Below are 18268 nucleotides of genomic sequence, written 5' to 3' on the forward strand. Positions count from 1 at the left end.
CCTATGTTGTGGGGCCGCGTCATTCAAAGGACATCACGCATGATCGAGGTCGAGGACCTTCACCGCCATTTCGGTGGCTTCCGGGCTGTCGACGGCGCCTCCTTACGGATCGAGGCCAGGTCGATCACCGGTTTGATTGGTCCAAATGGTGCGGGAAAAACGACACTTTTCAATGTGATCGCGGGTGTTCTTAAACCCACGTCCGGTCGCGTGACCATGGCGGGCGAAGATATCACGGGCTTGCTGCCCCACGCGCTCTTTCACAAAGGCCTATTGCGGACGTTTCAGATCGCCCATGAGTTCAGCTCCATGACCTGTCGGGAAAACCTGATGATGGTGCCCGGCGGTCAATCGGGTGAGACCCTGTGGAACACATGGTTTGGACGCAAGCGGATCGCCGACGAAGAACGGGCGCTGCGCGCAAAGGCCGACGAGGTGTTGGAGTTCTTGACGATTTCTCATCTTGCGGACCAGCGGGCGGGTCAGGTGTCCGGCGGGCAAAAGAAGCTGCTGGAGTTGGGGCGCACCATGATGGTGGATGCCAAGATCGTCTTCCTGGATGAGGTGGGCGCTGGCGTGAACCGGACGCTTCTCAACACGATTGGCGACGCGATCCTGCGCCTAAACGCGGAACGGAACTACACCTTTGTGGTGATTGAGCACGACATGGATTTCATTGGGAAGATCAGCGACCACGTCATCTGTATGGCCGAGGGCCGCGTCCTGGCCGAAGGATCCCTGGCCGACATCAAGGCCAACGAACAGGTGATCGAGGCCTATCTGGGCACCGGTCTCAAAAACAAAGAGAGCGCGTGATGGGCGCCCCGTTCCTGATTGGCGAGGCGATGACCGGCGGCTATGGGGCCGGGCCGGACATCCTGCATGACTGCACAATCGCCGTAGACCCCGGTGAGATCGCCGTGATCGTCGGCCCAAATGGCGCTGGCAAATCGACTGGTATGAAGGCCGTGTTCGGGATGCTGACCCTGCGCAAGGGCTCGGTCCGCCTGAATGGGGAGGACATCACGGCGCTGACCCCCCAGGCGCGCGTCGGCAAGGGCATGGGCTTCGTGCCGCAGACGTCGAACATCTTCACCTCCATGACCGTCGAGGAAAACCTGGAGATGGGCGCTTTCATCCGGCGCGACGATTTTTCGGACACGATGGCTCAGGTGTATGACCTGTTCCCAATCTTGAAGGAAAAGCGGCTGCAACCGGCGGGCGAGTTGTCCGGTGGTCAGCGGCAGCAGGTGGCGGTGGGCCGTGCCCTGATGACCCAGCCGTCGGTTTTGATGCTGGACGAGCCGACAGCGGGTGTCTCCCCCATTGTCATGGATGAGCTGTTCGATCGCATCATCGAGGTGGCCCGGACAGGGATTTCTATCCTGATGGTGGAGCAGAACGCCCGGCAAGCGCTGGAGATCGCAGACAAGGGTTACGTGCTGGTGCAGGGGCGGAACGCGCATACGGGCACGGGCAAGGACTTGCTGGCGGACGAGCAGGTTCGCCGCAGTTTTCTAGGGGGCTAAGATGATCGGTCATCCATGGCATAGGGGCCTTTTGGCCGTCGGCGCCGCCGGGCTACTGGCATCGATTGCGAGCCCAGCCTCGGCGCAAATCTGCACATTTCAGACCGAGTGTTTGGAAGACGAGACCTGCATGGACAGTACGTTCTCGGTCGATGTCTCTGAGGAGGCCATCGCGACGGAGTTCGGAGATTTGGACATCGTCGCCAGGGTCGACGGGCGCCTGGTGGCCGAAGGGCAGGGGATGACGATCCTGTTTACCCGCGCCGAAGACGGCGCTGCGCGGGCCTCAATCCATATGGCTGGTCCAGCGGTCATTACCTATTTCGGGACCTGTGAGGGCGCTGAATGATCGATCTGCTGAACGCCTTGGTTGTCCTTGGCAACTTCGTCATCGTCCCCGCAGTGTCCTACGGAGCGCAGCTGGCGCTCGGGGCGCTCGGGGTGACGCTGATCTACGGGATCTTGCGGTTCTCCAACTTTGCCCACGGGGACACCATGGCCTTTGGGACCATGGCCGTCATTCTGACGACCTGGGGCCTGCAATCGATTGGAATTGGGTTCGGACCCTTGCCCACAGCGCTGCTGGCCTTGCCCGTGGGCATTGCGGTCACCGCTGCGCTGATGCTCGGGACCGACAGGTTGGTTTACCGCTTCTACCGGCGAGCAAAGGCAGTGCCTGTGACCTTCGTCATCGCCTCGCTGGGCGTGATGTTCGTGATGAACGGCCTGGTGCGGTTCATCATTGGGCCGGATGACCAGCGCTTTGCCGATGGCGAGCGCTTCCTGATTTCCGCGCGGGACTTCCGCACCCTCACCGGCTTGGACGAGGGGCTGGCCATTCGCACGACGCAAGTGATCACCGTCGTCGTCGCGGTGATCGTTGTGGCGGCTTTGTTCTGGTTCCTGAACAAGACCCGAACTGGGAAATCCATGCGGGCCTTCAGCGACAATGAGGACCTGGCCTTGCTGTCCGGCATCAATCCGGAACGGGTGGTCGTCATCACCTGGCTGATCGTGGCGGCCCTGGCGACGATTGCGGGGACGCTCTATGGCTTGGACAAGTCTTTCAAACCGTTCACGTACTTTCAACTGCTGCTGCCGATCTTTGCGGCGGCCATTGTCGGTGGGCTGGGGTCGCCCCTGGGCGCCATCGCGGGCGGCTTTGTGATCGCCTTCGCCGAAGTCACGATCACCTATCCACTCAAGAAAGTGCTGGGCTACTTGCTGCCCGAGGCGTGGGAGCCGGCGAGCCTCGTACAATTGCTCAGCACCGATTACAAATTCGCGGTCAGTTTTGTGATCCTGCTGATCGTTCTTCTGTTCCGACCTACGGGCCTGTTTGCGGGGAAATCGGTATGAGCACGCTACGCCCCATTGATCTTGCCCTGTTTGCGTTTGTCGCGGTTCTGTTCATCGGAACGGGGTTTGCCCAATCCTGGAACGTGACGCTGACAATCCTCAACATGGGGCTGATCTCGGCGATCATGGCGCTCGGCGTGAATATGCAATGGGGCTACGCCGGGCTGTTCAACGTGGGCATCATGGGGTTCGTCGCCTTGGGCGGCCTAGGCGCCGTCTTGGTGTCGATGCCCCCGGTCGGTGAGGCCTGGGCCCAGGGCGGCATTCGGCTTTTGGCGGGGCTGGTCCTGGGCGCGGCCACGGTGACGGCTGCGATTTTGGCTTGGGCGCGTCTGACGCGGTTTCGTGGCCTGGCTGTTGCTGGCATTCTGTTGATCGGGTTCTTTGTCTTCCGCAGTGTATTCGACGGTGGAGTGCAGGCGGTGGAGGCCGTTAATCCGGCTGTGACGGGGTATCTGGGCGGGCTTGGCCTGCCGGTTGTCCTGTCTTGGCCGGTGGGCGGTCTGCTGGCGGCAGGGGCGGCCTGGGTGATCGGCAAGACGGCCTTGGGCCTGCGGTCGGATTATCTGGCCATTGCAACGCTGGGCATCGCCGAGATCGTGATCGCCATCCTGAAGAATGAGGACTGGTTGGCGCGGGGCGTTAAGAACGTCATCGGTCTGCCGCGCCCCGTTCCCTATGAAATCGACCTCCAGAATTCTGAGGCGTTCGTGGCTCGAATGACGGCTTGGGGGTTCGATCCCGTGACGGCGTCCTCGATCACTGTCAAACTCGGGTATACGGCGTTGTTCCTCCTGGTCCTGGCGATCCTGCTTTGGTTGGCGCAGGCGGCCCTTGCGTCGCCTTGGGGGCGCATGATGCGGGCGATCCGAGACAACGAGACCGCCGCCGAGGCCATGGGTAAGGACGTCACGCGGCGCCATTTGCAGATCTTTGTCCTCGGGTCGGCGGTTTGCGGTCTGGCAGGCGCCATGATGACGACCCTGGATGGCCAGTTGACGCCGGGCACCTATCAGCCGCTGCGCTATACCTTCTTGGTGTGGGTCATGGTGATTGTCGGCGGGTCCGGGAACAACTGGGGCGCGGTCCTTGGTGGCTTTCTTGTGTGGTGGCTTTGGGTCCAGGTGGAGCCGATTGGCGCCATGCTGATGGAAGCGATCACCTCCGGAATGGCGGATGGATCCTGGCTCAAGGCGCATTTGCTGGAGGCGGCGGCACATATGCGCCTGCTGACCATGGGGATTATCCTATTGCTCGTGCTGCGTTTTTCCCCGCGCGGGTTGATCCCGGAGCGGTAAGGTGAGCGTCTGTCGCAGCAGAGGAGTCCCGATTGAGATCATCACGACCGAAGTGACCGAAGTGTACGGTGTCTCAGAAGAGCGGCTATAGCAGATTGTAGGGGCGTTGAAGGCTGCTCCAACTCTGACGCAACAGACGGGCGTTGGCGGGGCAACAGGAGTTTGATCGCCATGACTTTTGATGAGTATCGTGCACTTTCACGGGAAGAGCAGGTCCGTCTGGGCGCGGAAGCCATGGCGATTTCGGTGGCCGTCGAAGGCGAGAATCTGGTTCGAAGTGTGCAGCGTGTTCGTCGGGCGGGAGCCGCAAAGACAACGTCGTCGGGCAAGTCGACAAGCGAAGTCATCGATAGGCCTCGGAACAGTGGCCTCTGGGCAAAGCACACCACGAAACGGTCCAAAGCCACGGGTCGGGGACGGGCGCGGAATTTGCCAACGCCTGCCGTCAAAAACAGTTAAGCCCTATTCGGCCGCCGTCTGTTCCGCGGCCCCGGCGGCTTCCAATTCCTCAGCCTTCTTCTCGACTTGTTCCACGATGTGATCGACCATCTGATCATTGCTCATCTTGTGGCTCTGCTTGCCCGCCAGATAGATCATGCCCGACCCGTTTCCGCCGCCGGTGAAGCCCACGTCGGTCATAAGCGCCTCGCCCGGGCCATTCACGACGCAGCCGATGATCGACAGGCTCATGGGCGTTTTGATGTGCTCCAGCCGTTTCTCAAGGGTTTCGACTGTTTTGATAACGTCGAAGCCCTGACGCGCGCAGGATGGGCAGGAGATGATGTTTACGCCCCGATGGCGCAAGCCGAGCGACTTGAGGATCTCAAACCCGACTTTCACCTCTTCCACCGGATCGGCGGATAGGCTGACGCGCATGGTATCGCCGATCCCCATCCACAACAGGTTGCCCAACCCAATGGCTGATTTGATCGTTCCTGAGGTCAGGCCGCCCGCCTCGGTGATGCCTAGGTGGATCGGCGCGTCCGTGGCCTCGGCCAGGCCCTGATAGGCGGCGGCGGACATGAAGACATCGCTCGCCTTGCAGGAAATCTTGAATTCGTGAAAGTCGTTGTCTTGCAGGATGCGGATATGGTCCAACCCGCTCTCGATCATCGCATCGGGGCAGGGTTCCCCATATTTTTCAAGTAGATGCTTTTCCAAGGACCCCGCATTCACGCCAATGCGGATGGAGCACTTGTGGTCCCGTGCCGCCTGAATCACCTCTTTGACGCGGTCCGCACTGCCGATATTGCCTGGGTTGATCCGCAGACAGGCGGCGCCTGCCTCCGCCGCCTCGATCCCCCGTTTGTAGTGGAAGTGGATATCCGCGACGATGGGCACCGGGCTCTCGGCGACGATCTCTTTGAGCGCTTTGGACGACGCCTCGTCCGGGACGGAGACACGCACGATGTCGGCGCCCGCTTCGGCGGCGGCTTGGACCTGTGCGACGGTGGCGGCCACATCGGTGGTCAACGTGTTCGTCATCGTCTGGACAGAGATCGGCGCGTCGCCGCCCACGGGCACATTGCCCACCATGATCTGACGCGACGGACGGCGATCAATCTGGCGCCAAGGGCGAATGGCGTGAAGGGACATGGGCGGCCTCTGACGTTAGCGGATCACGTCAGACAGCTAAGCCTCGACGCGCCGCCATGCAACAGGGTCACTGGCTGTCTGACTGTCCTGGGGTAGCGGCCTCTGAGGTGAGTTCTGCAACCACGCGGGCAATATCGCTCCCGTCGGTTAGGTCGGCCAACGCGTAGGTCTCGGTCACCAGATCGGACGAGATTTCCCGCGTCGCAACCTGCGCCCCGGGCGCAATCGGCCCGTAGGTTTGACCCGCAACCGAGAAATAGACAGCCCCCGTGTTCCCCGTGCGCAGCGACACCGGCGCCTCGGTGGCGGGGATCTCAAAGGTCTCGCCGGGGGCGAGTTCACGCTCCAACAATTCATTCCCGTCCGCAGTGCGCACACGTACCCACGCCCGTCGGGCCGCCACGATAACCACGGCATCTGGGGCGGACGCTAAGACCTGCGGTGTCGCAGGCGCCGCCTCCTCCGTTCCAGCCAGCGCGTCGGCGACGGCAACATCCACGGCCGCCGCGAGGGTTTGCGCATCAGGCCCGTTCAGACCAGCGGGCTGAGCGGTCCGAAGCGCACCTACGGTCCCCGGTTGGATTGTCGAGATCGGCGCATCACGGGCCGTCAAAATAGGCGCATCCAGCGCCTGGGGCCGATACAGTCGCGACAAGGCTTCTGAGGTGGGGATGTCCACGCCAGCAACCTCGGGCGCGTCGGTCTGGGGCAGGGCAGGGGCCAGTGGGTCCAACTCTGCCACAAGCTCGGGCGCTTGTTCCACGGGCGCGACCTGAACGCGCTGAATTTCCTGGACGAGGGTCCAACCGCCATATCCCAAGCCGCCAACCAGCAAACCCAGCACAGCGATTGACCCGAGCGCACCGGGTTCAAACCCTGCAAAGACGGGTGTGGCCTTGTTCGCAAACGGATTGCCAGACCCCAGCAATGGGTCACTTTCTATGGCGGCTTTCTTCGTTTTCGGGGCCAGCGCACCGCGCGGCACGTCGCCGAGGCTCCCCAACGGGCCGCTGCGCGGCAGCTCCGATTCCATCGGTTTGAGCGCCGAAATCCCGCCGAAGCCCGCCTCTTCGCAGAAGCGCGCGAAGACGATTTCGGGGTCCATGTTGAGATATCGCGCGTAGCTCCGCACGTAACCCGCAACGAAGGACTGGCTGTCGAAGGCCGTCAGATCGGCGTTCTCAATGGCGGCGATATAGCTCGCTTTGATGCGCAATTCCCGTTGCACATCCATGAGCGATTTTCCCAGGGTCGCGCGTTCACCGCGCATTTCATCCCCAAGACGCATGTCGAATGAGTCAAAACCCCGCGACGGGCTCTCGACTTTGGATAGAAATCTAGACTTTCGGCCAAACATGGGCCTGCCCCTTGAAGGTTGTGGCCACACCTCTCCGGGCGCGGTTCCGTCCTGTCTACCAGGGCCGACTCCCCATCTGCCCTGCACTGCCCCCTTAGCTTAGCATCCTAAGGCTCACAATGCACGGGTTCTCTTATCCGGCGGCTTGAGCGCGATTTAGCGCGCAATGGGACCACAGATCATCCATGGCCCGAACCAATGCGTCAATCATGGGCGGAGTGTGTACCGGCGAAGGCGTAAAGCGCAGCCGCTCCGTCCCACGGGGCACGGTCGGGAAGTTGATCGGCTGCACATAGACACCGTGATCCGACAGCAACCGATCCGAAATCATCTTGCATTTGACCGGATCCCCCACGTGCACGGGCACGATGTGGCTGCCGTGGTCGATGATCGGCAGGCCAAGACCCCGCAGGCGCAGTTTAAGAACGGCGGCCCGTTCTTGGTGCAGATCGCGCAAGGCCTGATCCGATTTCAGGTGCTTGACCGATGCGGCGGCGCCTGCTGCCACAGCCGGGGGCAGGGATGTCGTAAAGATAAAGCCAGGCGCATAGCTCCGGATGGCATCGCACATCTTGGCCGAAGCAGCGACATAGCCCCCCATGACGCCATAGGCCTTGGCCAAGGTGCCGTTGATGATGTCGATCCGGTGCATCAAGCCATCACGCTCCGCCACGCCTGCGCCGCGGGGGCCATACATGCCGACGGCATGCACCTCGTCGATGTAGGTCAGGGCGCCGAATTCCTCGGCGAGGTCGCAGATCGCTTCGATCGGCCCGAAATCGCCATCCATGGAATAAATCGACTCAAAGGCGATCAGCTTCGGCGCTGCCGGATCGTCGGCCTCCAGCAGTTCCCTAAGATGCGCGGTATCGTTGTGGCGGAAGATGCGCTTCGCCCCACCGTTCCGGCGCACCCCTTCGATCATCGAGGCGTGGTTGAGCGCATCCGAATAGATGATCAACCCCGGGAACAATTTGGGGAGCGTGCTCAAAGTCGCGTCATTGGCGATGTAGGCAGAGGTAAAGATCAGAGCGGCGTCCTTTTGGTGCAGGTCCGCAAGCTCCGCCTCCAGCAACTTGTGGGAGACCGTCGTGCCCGAGATATTGCGCGTCCCGCCCGACCCGGCGCCCGTCGCATCCAAGGCGTCGTGCATCGCGCTCAGAACTTCGGGATGTTGTCCCATCCCAAGGTAGTCGTTGCCGCACCACACGGTGATGTCCTGGGTCGACCCGTCAGGCTTTTTCCACGTCGCATGGGGGAACTGACCCCGACGCCGTTCGATGTCGATGAACGTCCGATAGCGGCCCTCGTCGTGCAAAGCGGTCAGGGCTTGATCCAGCGCCATCGTATAGTCGGTCATGACGTGCCTTTCGGTCTAAGGGCGGCAGGCGCCCGTCGCGTGTTCCTAGCCACAGGCCCCCGTGGCGCCTAGGCTACAGATTGTCGCGCGAACTTAGTTCGCCACGGCCACTTCGCAATCCCGCGCGCCCCCGGCGGCGCAGGCAGCCAGCGCCGCATCTCCTCCGTCCCCAAGGCCCCAGGCCCCGGTGGAGGGGCTCAAGGCCAGCGCGGCATTGGCGCCCGCCCGCCGAAAATCACGGCCCGCAACCGCCCGGCTCGCGTCCTGGCTCAGTGTCAGACTGCGGCCTTCCCGGAACCTGCGCGGTGTAATTTCTGCGACCACGACACAGCTGCGCCCCCCCGCCTTGGCGGAACACCCCTCGACGGCTGCTGCCCGCGCAGCCTCTAGACTGTGGTAATTGAACGCCCCCGTCGAAGCCTCGTTTTGCAACCCCGCGTCCGGGTCGACCGCCAAAGCCCCGTAATACTTCAGCGACGCCAGTTTCGGCATCTCCCGCAGGGTGGCCAGATCCAAGTCGCTTAGGAAGGGCTGGGGGGTCACCTCCAGGGTCGAGGTGCGCGTGCCGAACAGATCTCGCTTGGCCTGGGCTTGGTTTGGCACCTCTTGCGCCATCGCTGGGCAGGCGATCACGAGGCTCATCAAGGCGGCGCGGATCATTGGCAAACTCCCTCAAGTCTACAGGTTGCCCTGACCTATCACGGGACAGACCCGGCCTGCCAGAACGACCTCCCCCTTCGATGTTCCATAAATATTGCCGGGGGGGCGAGCGAAGCGAGCGGGGGCAGAGCCCCCTGCGCAGACCGTATCAAAGTGCCGCGCCCTATGTCTCCGCCGGGACCAACCCAAGGCCGCGCAAGTAGACCCCGATTCCCGCTTCCAACAGGTCCTCTGGCGGAAAGGGTGTGTTGGCCCCGGGCTTGCCACGGGCGAACAACTCGACGACGCCGTGGCTCATGGCCCAGATATGACTGCTGACCATGGCCGCTGGGGGGCGCCGACCTTCGGGGATATGCTGTGATAGATCTTCCGCCGCCCGCTCCAGCACGCCTCGGGACCGGTTGACCGCGCGGCTTAATTCGGGCGTGGCATGGCGGGATAGGCCGCTTTCGAACATCGCCATGTAGTGACCCGGGTATTTGCGCGCAAAGGCCAGATAGGCACGGCCCGTCGCCTCGAATGCGGCCAGCGCCGAGGGCTGCCCGCTCTCGAAGGCGTATTCCATAAGGTCGCCAAAGATCGCGTGCCCTTGCAAGGCGCATTCGATGATCAGGTCTTCGCGCCCCTCGAAATGGCGATAGACGGCGGCGGGGGTCACCCCGGCCTGTTTCGCCGCCTCCGACAGGGTGAAGCCCGTTGGCCCCTTCGCTTCGATCAGGGCCAGCGCCGCGTCCACCAGCGCCTGGCGCAGGTTCCCGTGGTGATAGCCGCGCTTAGGCACCGTTCAACCACAGCTCTGGCCCGCCCGCGACCTTGGCGTCCACATCCAAAACGGAGGCATCGCGCCCGTCATAGGGAATGCGCGACAGAACGGCCCGAATGGCATTCACCCGCGCCCGACGCTTGTCGTCGGACCGAACGATGGTCCAGGGCGCGACGGCGCTGTGGCTGCGGTCGAAGGTCTCGCCGATGGCCGCCGTATAGGCGTCCCAGCGGGACAGCCCTTTGACGTCGATGGACGACAGCTTCCAGTGTTTGAGGGGGTCATTTTCCCGCGCCAGGAAGCGCCGCAGTTGCTCCGCCCGCCCCACGTTCAGCCAGAGCTTCACGAGGATCGTCCCCGCCTCGACCTGCATCCGCTCGAAATCCTGGACCTGACCAAAGAAGACCTCTCGCTGCTCTGGCGTGCAAAACCCAAAAACATGTTCAACGACGGCGCGGTTGTACCAGGACCGGTCGAAGAGCGTGAGTTCACCCGCCGTCGGCAAATGCTGCACGTAGCGTTGGAAGTACCATTGCGCGCCCTCCCGATCCGACGGTTTTGACAGCGCCACGATCCGCGCGATCCTTGGGTTTAGGTTTTCCCGGATCCGCTTGATCGTGCCGCCTTTGCCCGCGGCGTCGCGGCCCTCGAAGACCACGGCAACCTTGGCACCGGTCTCTTTGATCCAGGTCTGGCACTTGACCAATTCGATTTGCAGCGCCTCCAGCGCGGCTTCGTAGTCGTCTTTGTCCATCCAGCGGTCGTAGGGGTAATCCGGGGTCAGGATATCCTTCTTGCTGCCGTCCTCGATTGCGCGACGGACCTCGTCCGGGGCCTCTTCTTCGAAGAAACGGGTAATGGCGGCATCGAACGGCTTTTGCATCGGCGGGTCCTCTTTACGCCTTCTATATGGTGAGATAGCGGGGCGAGGGCCAGCCCCGCCGCCCAAGGTCCTCCATTGGTTGACCAATTGGCGGTCCGTTTTGCTGGCCCATGTCAGCGGTACCTGGCTCACGTGCCAGCCCGCTAAGGCGGGGTCTTCGCCTTGCCCCGCAGTCCTCAAGGCGGTCTCGGTGTTACGCCCTGGCCAAGCGGTCCACGGCAGCCACCACCGCCTCGGGCGCGGCATGTTGGGGCATATGGCCGACGCCATCGAGCATCGTCAGATTGGTATGCGGTACGAGTTTCTGAAACGGTCCGGCGTGGACGGCAGGCGGCACGATGGTGTCCACCGTTCCATGCAGCCACTCGATGGGCAGGGTCAGATCCGACGCATAGCGTGCCTGCATGTGGGTGATGTGCGGTTTCAACCCGTTGACCTGGCGCGCATTGGCACGAAGTGACCGCCGCCGGAGGGTCAGTTGCCCGCCGATGTGATCCAGGTATCCGGCGGGCACCGGGTTCGGCGCAAAGATCCGGCGTGTGATCTCGTCCAGTTTGGAGTCCGGGACCAGGGCCGTCATCATCGGAATGGCCAGCGCGCCGCCAGGTGCCGAAGCGTTCAGCGCATAGAGCGGCCCCAACCCGCCTTGCCACCGCATCGCCGCCGGGGCCAGCAGCACCAGCCCCCGTGCGGCGTGGTCCAGCGCCCAGGCCAGCGCGACCGTGCCGCCAAAGCTATGGCCCAGAACCAGGGGGGCGCCCTCGCCGATTTGCCCATAGGCTGCGGCCAGTAGGGTTGCTTGTTCTGCCGGGGTCTCTGCGGCGCTGCTGAACGCCGCGTCATAGGTGGGGTCCGTGCGCCCGGTATAGCCCAGCCCCGGTCGGTCGAAAGCGATACAGCGATACCGTCCCGACAAGCGGGCGATCAGGTCAAAGGTGAACTCCCGCGCGTTGCCCGAGGCCCCGTGGATCATGACCAGATCCGGCCCCGTGCCCCGCACCACTGCGTGGACGGGCACGCCGCCCACATCCAAGATGTCGCCCTCGGGGGGATAGGCGGCCTCGATCCGGGCCTCGCGCGCGGTGGCACGCGCGGTCACGGCCAAGCCGCCACCGGCCACCGCCAGCCCTGCCGCCGCGCTGCCAATCAGCATTCTGCGCCGATCCATGGGGTCACAACGGCTCCGGTGCGCCGCCCAGCACTTGGCGATGGGTGCCGATCAGCGCGGGGTCAAAGGGCGTCGTCTGGTAGATCTCGTTGATCCAGTTCCCGTACAGCAGGTGAGCATGGCTGCGCCACCGGTTCGAAGGCTGTCGCGTCGGGTCGTCATCGGGATAGTAATTCCCGGGCACGTTGATTTCTGTTCCATTGGCCATGTCGCGTTCAAACTCCTTTTGGAGTGTGTCGCTGTCATACTCGAAATGGTTGAAAATATGGATCGCCCGGCGTGTCCTGTCTTCGATCAGGCAGGGACCCGTTTCCTCGGAGCCGAGCAGGACCTGCATCCCAGCCGCCTCGACCGCGTCCCGCCGCACCTCGGTCCAGCGGGAGACGGGGATGACGCAATCGTCCGAGAAGCCCCGTAAAAGGGGCGACGAGGGCGCCTCGTTCTGGACGCGGAAACAGCCGAAGTGCTTGGCGGGCAGGATGTGCTTTTCCACCCCATGGAAGTGCCAGACCAGAGCCATCCCGCCCCAGCAGACACCGAAGGTGGAATGCACATTGGTCTGCGTCCAATCCATGATCTCGCGCAGCTCATCCCAATAGGTGACCTCTTCGAACGGCAGATGCTCGATGGGGGAGCCTGTGATGATGAAGCCGTCGAACTTCTGGTCCTTCACCTCCTGGAAGGTGCGATAAAAGCTCTCCATATGCGCGGGGCTTGTGTGCCGCGACTGATGCTCCGTCATGCGGATCAGGGTGAATTCGATCTGCAAGGGCGTCGCCCCGATCAGGCGGGCGAATTGCGTCTCGGTCGTGATCTTCATGGGCATCAGGTTCAAAAGCCCGATGCGCAAGGGGCGGATGTCCTGCCGGGTCGCATCTGCGTCCGACATGACCATGACGCCCTCGGTCCCAAGGACGTCATAGGCAGGCAGGTCGCGGGGCAGGGTGATGGGCATGGGATCTTCCGAGTGGTTGGAACGGCAGAGTTATGGGGTGGGACGGCCCCTGCCAAGGGCGGCGGCCACAAGGTCGCTCACATCCGCGGCATCGCGCACGGTGGCGACCTCGGCGGCGGTGGTCTTGACGCCCCAGTTGCGGGCCATGGCGACATAGCGCGGCTGCCGCTCGGCGATGGCGGCGGCATAGGCTGCGACCGCGAACTCTTTGGGGTTCACCCTGTCGGCGGGGGTGCCGGTGCGATCCAGGTAAGCCTGCCACTGGGCGGCCAAGAAGGCGGGCCGGTAGCACATGGGCTTCGGGTCCCGGGAAAAGCGGTCGATCAGGGTCTGGGCGTGATCGGGCGTGCCCTCGATCCAGATCATCAAGGTATTATCCGATAGGGCCGTCAGCGCCGGGTCCTCTGGGTCCTCTGGGTCAACCACCTCGCAGATCGACCCACCCGTGTCGCAGATGAAATGGTCGTAGCCATAAATGTCCCGCGCCCGTTCGATGAAATGGGGCGTGTCCAGCAGGGCATTGATCTCGGCCCTGACATGCAACTCCTGCCGTCGTTCGTATTCGGCCATGGGCAGGCCGCCTTGGGCAGGGTCGCCGGGTTGACCCAGATAGGCCGACAGGGGCGACAGGTTCTCGAACGTCATGTTGGAGCCGATGTAGATACTGTCGGTCCGCAGCAGCTTGGCCAGGAACGGGACCTTCATCGCCTCGCGCTTGAGATTGTCGTTGATATGTTCGCCCATGTAGGCCGTGCCAATGCGATAATCGATGGAGTAGTGGAACCACTCGCCCGCGTCCTCGCGCCCACCGCGCAGGATCTGGCTGACGTGGGTCTTGCCCAGGCCAGACATCCCGAACAACGTGATGCGGCGACGGGTGGCGGAGCGCCAATCGGCTTCGGTCTCATAGAACATGGGGCGCGGCCTAGCCCCGCACCCGGCACCCGTCAACGGCGGATCAGGCGCAGCACCCGCCCGTCGATCACCAACAGTCCCGCCGCCAAGAGGCCAAAGCCCAGATAGACCGTGGTCGCCAGGACCTCATCCCGGACCCAGGCGCCCAGCAGGATCGCCACCGGTGGGATCAGCAACGTACAGAGCAGCGCATTCCCGCTGCCCGCCATGGCCAGAACGCGGAAATAGAGCAGGTAGGCAAAGGCCGTAGCGATCACCGCGTAGTAGCCCACCGCCAAGATCGTATCCGTCTGCGTCGGGATCACCGGCCCGTCGACCAGCAACGCCAGGGGCACCATGACCAGCGACGATCCCGTCAGCATCCCGGCGGCCTGAACCTGGGGTCGCAACCCGGCCAGTCGGATCCGCGCCCAGACACCGGCGAAGGCGTAGCTGACGGTCCCGGCAACGACGGCCAGTTGGGCTGCGGATCTCAGGTCGAAGTTGGCGAGGTTGTGCAAACCGATGGCCGTTGCCACGCCAAGAAAGCCAAGACTAACACCAAAGGCGCGGCGCGCCGACAACCGTTCGTCCGCCAGGAGCGCCGCCGCCACCAACACCCCAAATATCGCGGTGCCCGCGTTCAGGATCGAGGTGAGCCCGGTCTCGATATGCAGCTGTCCCCAGGCCATCAGAAGAAAGGGCAGTACGTTGTTGAGCACACCCATGACCAGCAGGCTGCCCCAGACGCCACGGTCCCGGGGGATGGGCAGGCGCTTCACAAGGACCCAGGCCCATAGGATCAGGGCCGCCACGCCCACGCGATAGGCGACCGAGGTCACGAATGGGATCTCGTCCAGCGCGACCCGGATCGACAGGAAACTGCCGCCCCAGATCAGGGCCAGCAGGCTCAGTTCGGCCCAGGCGCGGGCGGGCATATCCGTCGTACTCATGGGATCGGGGTTAGGTCGGGTCCGGGGCCTTCGCCACCCGTTTCTTGTGCTAAGTGCACCGGCTGCGGCCCTTTGGGGATAAAACCAGTGTTGGCCCTCGCCGGATGCCAGACCCTATGCGTATGATGGTGGCGGGCCACGCCTGGCCTGCGACCGAGGGGGAGTGTCATGAAACGGTTTTTGTCTGGGATCGCCTGTGTCTTAGCCTTGTGGTCAGGGCCAGCGGCGGCTGAAACCCTGCTGTTCGACTATTATGCGACCCTAAGCCCCCGGGATACCTATAACTCCAAGGGGCAGCCTCTGACGGATGTCTGCGCCATCGTCCAACAGGACCGCGCCAATGTTCACCGTTTTGGCAACCCGGATCGGGAGCAGCCCGACAGTTTCTTTACCACACCAGAGCGGCGGGCGATGATTGCTGGTCGCTGCGATTATCAGCGCGGCTATCACACGGTCGAGCGGATCCGCAGCCAGGTCATCGGTTTTGTGCTGGTCCGCGTGTACGGCTCGGGTGGGCGTGTCACTCGGGTGCAGATCTTAGAGGCGGCGGGTTAGGGCACGGCTCTGACCTGGGCGTTACAGGACAGCGGGTAATGCCTGCGGCTACCACCAAATAAAAGGACCGTCCCGCATCTGCTGCGGAACGGTCATGCACTGGTTACCCAAAAGGGATCAGAACTTATAGGCGACCTTGAAGCCCACACCGATGGCGCTGTTGTCGGTAAAGCTTGCCACCGGCTGCCCCCCGACGCCTGCAAAGGCGCTGCCGACCTTGGTGTAGTTGATGCCGCCGGAGATATCCAAATTGCCCGTTGAATACCGTGCCCCGACCGAGACGCCGATCTGACCATCGGTTGGCCCGAGCGGTGACAGCGTGGCGCCGCCGTTGTCCTTCTCGTAGGTGATCGAGGCGAGACCGACCAGTTCATCCGAGAACCGCCGCGCCACACCGAGCGTCCAGCGATAGCTGTCGTCGATGTTCGCTAGGTCCGACCCAAGCTGCGTCGGGATCACGTCGAAATCGTCCCAATCCGTCCAGCGCATGGAGGCCAGAAGCAAGGTCTTCGGATTAATCCCGGTCTGGAAGTCGATGTTCACCGACTGGGGAGACTGGAACGCGATCCGGCCCGGGATCGGCGCGCCCGCACCGGCCGCGGTAAAGCCGAAACGTTCGGTCGCATCGCCTTCGTGGGTCACCTCGGAATGGTAGGTCACGGCCAAACGCAGGGCGATTTCCGGGATCTCATAGGCCGCGCCTAGGGTGACGCCGACGCCCCAGCTTTGCTCGATCTCCACATCGTAGCCGGTGAAGCCCCCGACGCCTGGGGTCAGGAATTGCGTGCTCAGCGCCTGGACCTGTGCCCCAAGGGCTTGTGCGTTGGCAGGTCCCCCCACTGCCGCCACGGCCGTTGGATCCCCCTGAAGCGCCGCGCCCAGGGTGGCAAAGCCCACACCCGCGCCACGGGCCACGGACGAGACGCTGATCGCCTGGGCATAGGCCTGTCCGTTCAGCGCGACCGTCCCACCGGCGCGTTCCGCCCGCAGACCGCCGAAAACGCTCACCCGGTCGCTGAGTTGGTACTTCCCGATAAAGCTGACGGCGTCCGACGACAGGTCAGCCTTTGTGCCGCCCAGGGCGGAGGTTTGCGGCGTGTCGTTGTAGAAAATGTCCGCGCCGAAGGGTTGATCGCCGATAATGGCGTAGCTGAAGCGGTCGTTGATCTGATTGCTGTAGCTGAAGCTGTACTGCGTGTAGGACCCACCGGCGTCGTAGCTTCCGGTGCCGCGAACGTCTGTCCCGGTGAGATCGGGGGTGACGTGGCTCAGCCCGAACGACAGCGTGCCTGGATCGTCAAAGATCGCCAGTACCGATTGGCCCGATCGATCAAGGCCGCCGGCGGACGCCGCGCCGACAGTTGAAAAGGCCGCCAGAACGGCGACCGTGAAGCGTGTCATATGTCCCTCTCCCCTGGGCTTGGCGGTCTGTGAGGTGACCACCGCCGGAACCTCCTTCCGGCAACGCATCAGATGTGAAAGCCACGATGCGACATTAGGTCCGCATCGGTCAAATCGAACGCTACGTCAGAGGCCAGACAGCGGTCTAGATCCCCGCAGCGGTGGCCCAGGGGCAACATTTTTCCAGCCGTGACGCCACGTTACGACCGTTCGGCCAGTTTTAGGTTTGCCCAAGCCGCCGCGATGATGACCGCCCCACCGATCAGAATCATCGGCTCTAGCACCTCGTTGTAGACGAGCACCCCAATCAGCGCGATCAACGGAAGACGCGCGAAGTCCACGGGCATCACCGTCGAGGCAGGGGCCAAGGCCAGGGCGTTCGTCAAACAGAAGTGCGCACAGAGCCCCGCAAGCCCAATCGCCGTCACCCATGGCAGCGTGGCCCAAGTCGGCAGCGCGATGTCGCCATCGTAACCCGCGCAGACCAACCCAAAGATCAATTGGAGAGTCGTCAGCCAGAACAGGATGCCCATCACCGTTTCATCCCGCGTCAGACGCCGGGTCATGAGGTTCGTCAGAGCAAAGAAGACCGCCGCCAGCCCGGCCCAGATCAGGCCCGTGTCGAACTGCCCAGAAAACGGCCGCGCCACCAAAAGGACGCCCGCAAAGCCCAGGGCCGCGACGGCGTATTGAATGGGTCGGACCCGTTCCCCCAGGATCAGAGGCGCAAGGACCAAGACCCAAAGCGGTGAGGTGAACTCCAAAGCGAAGACCTGCGCCAGCGGGATGAGCGTCACCGCCAGGATCCACAGGTTTTGCCCCGTGAAGTGGGCCATATTGCGCAGGATCTGAAACCGCAGGTTCCGTGTGGTGACCTCGCCCAGCTTCCCCATTAGCGCGCCGACACCGACCACTAGGATCACCCCGACGACCGACCGGTAGAGCATAATTTCAAAGGTATCGTGTACGTCGGCGACGGCACGACCACCCACCGCCATGAAGGTGAAGGACGCAATGCTGCCCACCATCCAAAGGGCCGCCCGCAGGGTGGACGACCGGTCCTGGCGCGACATGGGAGCTTAGCTTTCGGGCGTTTGGTAGACGCCCTGTTCCTTGAGGGCGTCGATCACTTCCTTGGGCATATAGGTCTCATCGTGGCGGGCCAGCACTTCGGTCGCGACAAAGACACCGTCCACATAGCTGCCGGTGCCGACCATGCCTTCGCCCTCGTTAAAGAGATCGGGCAAGACGCCGGTATAGGTCGCTGGGATCGACGCGCCCCCATCGGTGACGCGGAAGGTCACCGATGTGCCTTCCCCCCGCACGATGGAGCCTTCCTCGACCAGGCCCCCGATGCGGAAGACTTCGCTCGGCGGGGGCGGGGCCTCGGCCACCTGGCTGGGCGACCGGAAGAAGTTAATACCGTCCCGAAAGCCATATCCGATCAACGCCGCTGACCCGGCGAGCGCCACTGCGGCCAGCACAAGGACTTGGATCCGGCGGGTCTTTTTCAGCGAACGCATGGTCGGGCCCTTTC

19 protein-coding genes are annotated in these 18268 nt (G+C 63.2%); 6 read left to right on the forward strand and 13 right to left on the reverse strand.

Going from position 1 to position 18268, the window contains the following annotated elements:
- Positions 1–39 precede the first annotated feature (39 nt).
- From K5R33_RS11095 to K5R33_RS11115, 5 genes are read left to right on the forward strand one after another with little or no spacing between them, the layout of a single operon-like run.
- The gene (locus tag K5R33_RS11095) at positions 40–816 is read left to right on the forward strand and encodes an ABC transporter ATP-binding protein (RefSeq protein WP_220749120.1); all 777 of its coding nucleotides are present in this window, start codon (positions 40–42) and stop codon (positions 814–816) included.
- Complete coding sequence (locus K5R33_RS11100) at positions 816–1529, forward strand: ABC transporter ATP-binding protein (protein WP_220749121.1); 714 nt, start codon at positions 816–818, stop codon at positions 1527–1529. Before K5R33_RS11095 ends, K5R33_RS11100 begins: the two co-directional genes overlap by 1 nt.
- 1 nt (position 1530) lies before the next feature.
- The gene (locus K5R33_RS11105; RefSeq protein ID WP_220749122.1) at positions 1531–1878 is read left to right on the forward strand and encodes an RNA-binding protein; all 348 of its coding nucleotides are present in this window, start codon (positions 1531–1533) and stop codon (positions 1876–1878) included.
- Positions 1878–2888, forward strand: a complete 1011-nt coding sequence (locus K5R33_RS11110; protein WP_220749489.1) for a branched-chain amino acid ABC transporter permease — start codon at positions 1878–1880, stop codon at positions 2886–2888. Before K5R33_RS11105 ends, K5R33_RS11110 begins: the two co-directional genes overlap by 1 nt.
- Entirely contained in the window at positions 2885–4186 is a 1302-nt protein-coding gene (locus K5R33_RS11115; protein WP_220749123.1) for a branched-chain amino acid ABC transporter permease, read from the forward strand. Before K5R33_RS11110 ends, K5R33_RS11115 begins: the two co-directional genes overlap by 4 nt.
- Positions 4187–4648: 462 nt before the next feature.
- On the opposite strand, the gene ispG is transcribed toward K5R33_RS11115, so the two are convergent.
- The 10 genes from ispG to K5R33_RS11165 all read right to left on the reverse strand — a co-directional run bounded on the left by ispG (position 4649) and on the right by K5R33_RS11165 (position 14775).
- Positions 4649–5782: a flavodoxin-dependent (E)-4-hydroxy-3-methylbut-2-enyl-diphosphate synthase gene (gene ispG / locus K5R33_RS11120; protein ID WP_220749124.1), complete on the reverse strand. Its 1134-nt coding sequence runs from the start codon at positions 5780–5782 to the stop codon at positions 4649–4651.
- 67 nt (positions 5783–5849) lie between these two features.
- Positions 5850–7052 carry a helix-turn-helix domain-containing protein gene (locus K5R33_RS11125; RefSeq protein ID WP_255588446.1) on the reverse strand — a complete coding sequence of 401 codons (1203 nt, stop codon included), beginning with the start codon at positions 7050–7052 and terminating at the stop codon, positions 5850–5852.
- A gap of 220 nt (positions 7053–7272) precedes the next feature.
- Positions 7273–8499, reverse strand: a complete 1227-nt coding sequence (gene hemA, locus K5R33_RS11130) for a 5-aminolevulinate synthase (protein ID WP_255576336.1) — start codon at positions 8497–8499, stop codon at positions 7273–7275.
- 93 nt (positions 8500–8592) lie between these two features.
- Positions 8593–9159 carry a 5-aminolevulic acid synthase gene (locus tag K5R33_RS11135; RefSeq protein ID WP_220749126.1) on the reverse strand — a complete coding sequence of 189 codons (567 nt, stop codon included), beginning with the start codon at positions 9157–9159 and terminating at the stop codon, positions 8593–8595.
- A gap of 163 nt (positions 9160–9322) precedes the next feature.
- Complete coding sequence (locus K5R33_RS11140) at positions 9323–9940, reverse strand: TetR/AcrR family transcriptional regulator (protein WP_220749127.1); 618 nt, start codon at positions 9938–9940, stop codon at positions 9323–9325.
- Positions 9933–10805 (reverse strand): polyphosphate kinase 2, encoded by an 873-nt coding sequence (gene ppk2 / locus K5R33_RS11145; protein ID WP_220749128.1) that lies wholly within the window; start codon positions 10803–10805, stop codon positions 9933–9935. Before ppk2 ends, K5R33_RS11140 begins: the two co-directional genes overlap by 8 nt.
- A 193-nt stretch (positions 10806–10998) precedes the next feature.
- Entirely contained in the window at positions 10999–11973 is a 975-nt protein-coding gene (locus tag K5R33_RS11150) for an alpha/beta fold hydrolase (RefSeq protein WP_255588447.1), read from the reverse strand.
- A gap of 4 nt (positions 11974–11977) precedes the next feature.
- Positions 11978–12928, reverse strand: a complete 951-nt coding sequence (locus K5R33_RS11155) for a homoserine O-succinyltransferase (protein ID WP_220749129.1) — start codon at positions 12926–12928, stop codon at positions 11978–11980.
- 30 nt (positions 12929–12958) lie between these two features.
- Positions 12959–13843: an ATPase gene (locus K5R33_RS11160; protein ID WP_220749130.1), complete on the reverse strand. Its 885-nt coding sequence runs from the start codon at positions 13841–13843 to the stop codon at positions 12959–12961.
- A 32-nt stretch (positions 13844–13875) separates the two neighbouring features.
- Positions 13876–14775: a DMT family transporter gene (locus K5R33_RS11165; protein WP_220749131.1), complete on the reverse strand. Its 900-nt coding sequence runs from the start codon at positions 14773–14775 to the stop codon at positions 13876–13878.
- 168 nt (positions 14776–14943) lie between these two features.
- Here K5R33_RS11165 and K5R33_RS11170 point away from each other — a divergent pair, with 168 nt between their 5' ends.
- On the forward strand, positions 14944–15330 hold the full coding sequence (locus K5R33_RS11170) for a hypothetical protein (RefSeq protein ID WP_220749132.1): 387 nt from the start codon (positions 14944–14946) through the stop codon (positions 15328–15330).
- A gap of 117 nt (positions 15331–15447) precedes the next feature.
- Here the strand turns inward: K5R33_RS11170 and K5R33_RS11175 are convergent, their stop codons facing one another.
- From K5R33_RS11175 to ccmE, 3 genes are all read right to left on the reverse strand, one after another.
- On the reverse strand, positions 15448–16731 hold the full coding sequence (locus K5R33_RS11175) for an OmpP1/FadL family transporter (RefSeq protein WP_220749133.1): 1284 nt from the start codon (positions 16729–16731) through the stop codon (positions 15448–15450).
- A 200-nt stretch (positions 16732–16931) separates the two neighbouring features.
- Positions 16932–17804 (reverse strand): DMT family transporter, encoded by an 873-nt coding sequence (locus K5R33_RS11180; protein WP_220749134.1) that lies wholly within the window; start codon positions 17802–17804, stop codon positions 16932–16934.
- Between the two features lie 6 nt (positions 17805–17810).
- On the reverse strand, positions 17811–18254 hold the full coding sequence (gene ccmE, locus K5R33_RS11185) for a cytochrome c maturation protein CcmE (RefSeq protein ID WP_220749135.1): 444 nt from the start codon (positions 18252–18254) through the stop codon (positions 17811–17813).
- Positions 18255–18268: the final 14 nt, after the last annotated feature.

It is taken from the genome of Jannaschia pagri (assembly GCF_019655435.1).
Lineage (GTDB): Bacteria > Pseudomonadota > Alphaproteobacteria > Rhodobacterales > Rhodobacteraceae > Jannaschia > Jannaschia pagri.